Source organism: Nostoc sp. (assembly GCF_035638895.1).
Lineage (GTDB): Bacteria > Cyanobacteriota > Cyanobacteriia > Cyanobacteriales > Nostocaceae > Nostoc.
The window spans coordinates 1-1731 of the sequence record NZ_DASQZC010000647.1; the positions used below are offsets into that span (position 1 = coordinate 1).

General features: G+C 34.7%; 3 protein-coding genes. All 3 read right to left on the reverse strand.

Annotated elements, in window-relative coordinates; genetic code table 11:
* The coding region (locus tag VE944_RS30950) for a hypothetical protein (protein WP_324986659.1) at nt 1-263 on the reverse strand (263 nt) is incomplete at its 3' end.
* A gap of 699 nt (nt 264-962) precedes the next feature.
* Complete coding sequence (locus VE944_RS30955; protein ID WP_324986662.1) at nt 963-1328, reverse strand: PIG-L family deacetylase; 366 nt, start codon at nt 1326-1328, stop codon at nt 963-965.
* 105 nt (nt 1329-1433) lie between these two features.
* Nucleotides 1434-1731 (reverse strand): glycosyltransferase (locus tag VE944_RS30960; RefSeq protein WP_324986665.1); only part of this gene is annotated, 298 nt, incomplete at its 5' end.

The window sequence follows — 1731 nt, forward strand, 5'->3', positions numbered from 1 at the left end:
TCATTTACTCGAACATTACTAGCATTTTTGGAACGTTCAAAAGAGCGAAATAAAATTGCAGTTGTTAATAGTACAACTACTAAAGACACCATCGCTACCGTTGGCAAAACAAATCCAGCATTTCCCGTACCACGTCTTCTATTAGTGGTAAAAATAGTTCTTAATAGCCAAATAATTTGCTTTTTTATTGTAGATAAAAGCTGGCTGATAAGTTTTTTAAAATTCAATGTTACTGCTTTAAATAACTTGCGTTTTACAGACATAGAAGCTCCCCTAACAAGCGTTTGTTTACAGATTTGAGAATGTTGATTTTATAGCTAATTCAGCCTATTATGTAAGTTTTAACTAAAAGTGAGACTTTTGATTGGCATGAAACATAACCTTGCTTAAACAAAGATTGTTAAAAATGCAGTAGCAAATTAACAAATATGATTTATTCAATTTATATCATGGGTTCATTTTGTGGTTAATACCGAAAAATACTGAACTTATCGGAATTATTTAATTTATGCCTGCTTATGAAATAAAACTTATCCTTCTATGGAATACTGATGTCACAGAAACAAAACCTGTATTTCCACAGGTTAATTAAGCTCACTTTGATAGAGAAAAAGTATAATTTAAAATTAACTTTGTAGAAAACTATTTCATTCAAAGGTAGCTTTATGAAGATGTTGTCAGCATACTAAAGTTATAGTACCCACCTGTTAAAGTAAAAATATCAGTTAGAGGCAAAATAATATGAAAAAATTTAAAACATTCCTGTAGTGAGGAGGCGTCACAGCAAATATTCTTAATTTCAAGCAAAAATGTAGTAATTAGGTTTAATAGTCAATAGCTGAATTACACTGTCGTTCGCACAGGCCATCTATTAAATTATTGATTTGACGACGAAGAAGCCGGCTTGAAAAAAATTTCATAAGATATTGAAGCTGACTATCTGGATTGCCCTGAAAGTAAATTTAGCTCTTATCTACACCTAAAATGCTTAAAGCACAAAGCGCTTCCTGCTTACGAATTGGAACCATTTCACCAGATTGAAATTTGGGATGTTTGCCATGATTTGCTGCTCCATCGGTGACAAAAACAATCTGGACTGGCACATTCTGTTCTCGCTTGAGTTTAATCAAACTACCACACCCCAAAACCTCATCATCCTGTTGTGGTGCAATTATCATCGCAGATTTCTGATTAACTTTCATTGGCTTACTACCAATATGCAATAGCCAAAGAAACTGCACGCTACTCAGAAATTCTGGCAATTTATGATTGTATAGTCGCCAAATCTTGTTTTGTAGTCGATGAAGGAAATGTTTAACGTTCAGCATTCTCTTGATTCCTTTATTGCATCTCTGAAAATCTGTTTCATTCATCTCTACAATATTGACTCGTGAGTTATATTTTATTTGGATTTATCTACCCAGAAAGAGAAACTACCGTTGTAGGTTTTTATATATGGCTGCTAAATCTGCTGCCTGCATATTTACTGTGCGAACAGATTTAATACCTTGGCGCAATTTCCACAGTAAATTAGTATCAGTTGCTAATCGCTCAAGAGCTTGAGTCCAAGCTTTAGTATCGTTAGCAGTCACTAACCAACCATCAATGCCGTGTCTAACAAGTTCAGCAATACCCCCCAAGTTAGAGCCGATAACAGGTATAGATAGCGAGTGGGCTTCTAATACAACCAAAGGCCCAGTTTCCAGCCATTGGGAAGGTACAGCCAGTAAG